The following is a 3224-nucleotide window of genomic DNA, read 5'->3' as shown; positions in this document are numbered from 1 at the left end:
CTTGGCCATGGAAGCCTTGATCGACGCTCATTACGGCCAGCACTTCATCGGGCTGAAGACGCTGGGCGACAGGGTGGCGCGGCGGCCGCTCACCTCGGGAAACACGATCGCCGTGCTCGAAACCGGCGACGAGGCCTATGCGGCGATGTGCCGGGCAATCGACGACGCGCAAAAGAGCGTGCTTCTCGAAACCTACATCTTCGACAATGACGCGGTCGGGCAGATGTTCGTCCAGTCGCTCTCCGGCGCGGCCAAACGCGGCGTCACGGTGCGCGTGCTGATCGATGCCGTCGGCGTGCGCTATTCGGTGCCCAGCATCCTGAAGCAGCTCAAAGAGGCCGACATCACGGCAGACCTCTTCAACGGCAACATCGTCATGGGCTTGAGACTTCCCTATGCCAATCTCAGAACCCACAGGAAGATCCTGATCGTCGACGGCACGGTGGCATTCACGGGAGGCATGAACATCCGCAAGGGATTTTCGGCCGAATTCGCCGGCTCCGAGAGTTCCAGGGACACGCATTTCGAGATCACCGGGCCGGTGGTGGCCGACCTGTTCTCGGTGGCGGCCGAGGACTGGCGCTTCGCCGGCAACGAGGCGCTGAAGGGCGATGTCTGGCAAGTCGAACGAACCGCGCCGCCGCCCGGTCAGCCGATGTTGGTCAGGGCCGTGGCGACGGGGCCGGACGCCTCGAACGAAACCAACCACAAGCTGCTGATGGGGGCGTTTTCGGTCGCCCGCAAATCGATCCGCATCATGTCGCCCTATTTCCTGCCGGACCGCGAGCTGATCAGCGCGCTGACCACGGCCGGCCGGCGCGGCGTCGAGATCGACATCGTGGTGCCGGCGGTGAACAACCTTTTCCTCGTCGACCATGCCATGACGGCGCAGTTCGACCAGGTTCTGAAGAATTACTGCCGGGTCTGGCGCCACAACGGCCCGTTCGACCATTCGAAACTGATGGCTATCGACGGCGTGTGGGCCTATGTCGGCTCGTCCAATCTCGACGCCCGGTCGCTCAGGCTGAATTTCGAGATCGACATGGAGGTCCTGGATGCCAATTTCGCCGGAGAGATCGATGCCCGCATCGGCGCAGCGATCGCTTCCGCCCAGCCGGTAACACTGCAGACGCTGATGGCCCGGCCGTTCGTCATTCGCGTTTTCGACCGATTGCTGTGGCTGGGATCGCCCTATCTATAGACGAGGAAGACGAGCAGCAGACATATGGACAGAAACCGACGCAGCCTTCCGGAGACCGTGCTCCTGTCGATCCGCGGCAGAAATGCACGCAAGGCAATGTCGACGCCCCGCAAGCGGGTGAACGGCGCCGAGATGGTGGTCGCCTCCTACAATGTCCACAAATGCATCGGCACCGACCGCAAATTCGACCCCGAGCGGACCGCGCGCGTGATCCGGGAAATCAGCCCCGATGTGATCGCGCTGCAGGAGGCCGATAACCGCTTCGGCGACCGCGCCGGGTTGCTCGACCTTGCGCACCTCGAACTGGAAACAGGTCTGGTGCCGGTGCCGGTTCTCGGAAACGGCAAGGGCCATGGCTGGCGCGGCAACGTGCTCCTGTTCAAGCGCGGCACCGTGCGCGATGTGCACCAGATCAAGCTGCCCGGCCTGGAGCCGCGCGGGGCGCTGGTCGCCGAGATCGATCTCGACGAGAGCCGGACGCTGCGCGTCATCGCGGCCCATCTCGGGCTGTTGCGCCGCTCGCGGTCGGAACAGGCCCGCGTCGTGCTCGACATCATGAGCAGCGCGGATGAAAGGCCGACGCTTTTGCTCGGCGACCTGAACGAGTGGCGATTGGGCAACCGCTCGGCGCTCAACACGCTGCACACGACGTTCGGCCACACGCCTCCTGCCGTGCCTACCTTCCCGTCCGGCCTGCCGGTGCTGGCGCTCGACCGGATCATGGGCAACCGCAACGGCATGGTTTCGGCCGTCGAAGCGCATGACACGCCGCTCTCGCGGGTCGCCTCCGATCACCTGCCGCTGACGGCTTACGTGCACCTTTAGCAAGGCTAAGCGACGGCCGCAGCGTGGCTGGCGGTCGGCGCCATTGGCGGCCCGATGATTTCGGCCTCATAGCGGGCACTCACACGCTTGAGAGCCTCGATGTCGGGCGGCGTCGCCGGCGGCAATCCTTCCGCCTCTGCCGGCCGTCCACCGTCGATGAAAACCCCTTCGCCGCCGCCGGGCGTCAGCAGCGTCAGCATCCGCGCAGGCTTGTCGCCCTCGACCACGAAAGTGTGGGGAACGTTTCTCGGCAGGAACACGAACGAGCCCGCGGTCGCCCGGAAGGTGCGATCGCCGCATTTCATCGTCAATTCCCCCTCCAGCACGTAGAAGGACTCGTCCTCGCGGTGATGGACGTGCAACGGCGGCGAGAAACCCGGCGCGATGAGCGATTCCAGCAGGCCGAAGCCGCCTCCGGTGCTGGCCTCGGTGGCCTTCACCGTCATGCGGTTTCTCAGGAACCAGATCGCCTCCCCCTCACCCGGTCCAAGGAAACGTGCGTCGTCGGCGGTATGGCTGGAGATTGTCATGAAAGCCCCTTTCAATGTGCTTGATGTCTATATTGCACTCTTGTGCAATTAATGCACTTCGGTATACTCAGCTTGCATGAATGTCAATCAGCACCCTCGCGCCGCGCAGAAGCGGCGCACCCGCAAGGCGATCGTCGACGCCGCGATCGCGCTGCTCGCCCGCGGCGAGACGCCGACCGTCAACGACGTGGCGGCCGCGGCCGACGTGTCGCGGCGAACCGTCTATCTCTACTTTCCGAGCTTCGATCAGCTGCTGCTCGACGCGACCGTCGGCGCGCTCGCCCAAGCGTCGGTCGATCGCGCCATCGAGCAGGCGAGCGATGACGGCGAGGCCCGCGTGGGGCATCTGGTCCGCGCGCTGCATCATGTCAGTCCCGAGATCGAAAAGCTCGGCCGTTCGTTGATCAAGCTCACGATCGATGGAGAACCGCCAGCGGAGGGCGCACCGCGCCGTGGCTACCGCCGGATCGAATGGATCGAGCAGGCTTTGTCGCCGTTGCGGGATCGGCTGGCCCCGAAGCGCTGGAACCAGCTCGTTGGGGCGCTTGCCATGGTGATCGGCTGGGAGGCGCTTATCGTCCAGCGCGATGTCTGCGGCCTCGGCGTCGCGGAGGGCGAAGCCCTATCGGCGTGGGCAGCAAACGCACTTGTGCGGGCCGCGCTCGAGG

The 3224-nt window shown here is 64.9% G+C and carries 4 protein-coding genes; 3 read left to right on the top strand and 1 reads right to left on the bottom strand.

The window, feature by feature from the left end:
• Together EOA29_RS30325 and EOA29_RS30320 are read left to right on the top strand one after the other, a co-directional pair.
• Positions 1–1201: phosphatidylserine/phosphatidylglycerophosphate/cardiolipin synthase family protein (locus tag EOA29_RS30325; protein WP_145969877.1), on the top strand; the 1201-nt coding region annotated here is incomplete at its 5' end.
• A gap of 24 nt (positions 1202–1225) precedes the next feature.
• Positions 1226–2026, top strand: a complete 801-nt coding sequence (locus tag EOA29_RS30320; protein WP_126094382.1) for an endonuclease/exonuclease/phosphatase family protein — start codon at positions 1226–1228, stop codon at positions 2024–2026.
• Between the two features lie 5 nt (positions 2027–2031).
• On the opposite strand, the gene EOA29_RS30315 is transcribed toward EOA29_RS30320, so the two are convergent.
• The gene (locus EOA29_RS30315; RefSeq protein ID WP_126094383.1) at positions 2032–2556 is read right to left on the bottom strand and encodes a quercetin 2,3-dioxygenase; all 525 of its coding nucleotides are present in this window, start codon (positions 2554–2556) and stop codon (positions 2032–2034) included.
• Positions 2557–2632: 76 nt separating this feature from the next.
• Between EOA29_RS30315 and EOA29_RS30310 the strand changes: the two genes are divergently transcribed.
• The coding region (locus EOA29_RS30310; RefSeq protein ID WP_145969876.1) for a TetR/AcrR family transcriptional regulator at positions 2633–3224 on the top strand (592 nt) is incomplete at its 3' end.

Source organism: Mesorhizobium sp. M1E.F.Ca.ET.063.01.1.1 (genome assembly GCF_003998155.1).
GTDB lineage: Bacteria > Pseudomonadota > Alphaproteobacteria > Rhizobiales > Rhizobiaceae > Mesorhizobium.
This window is presented reverse-complemented; position numbering and strand designations above follow the sequence as displayed.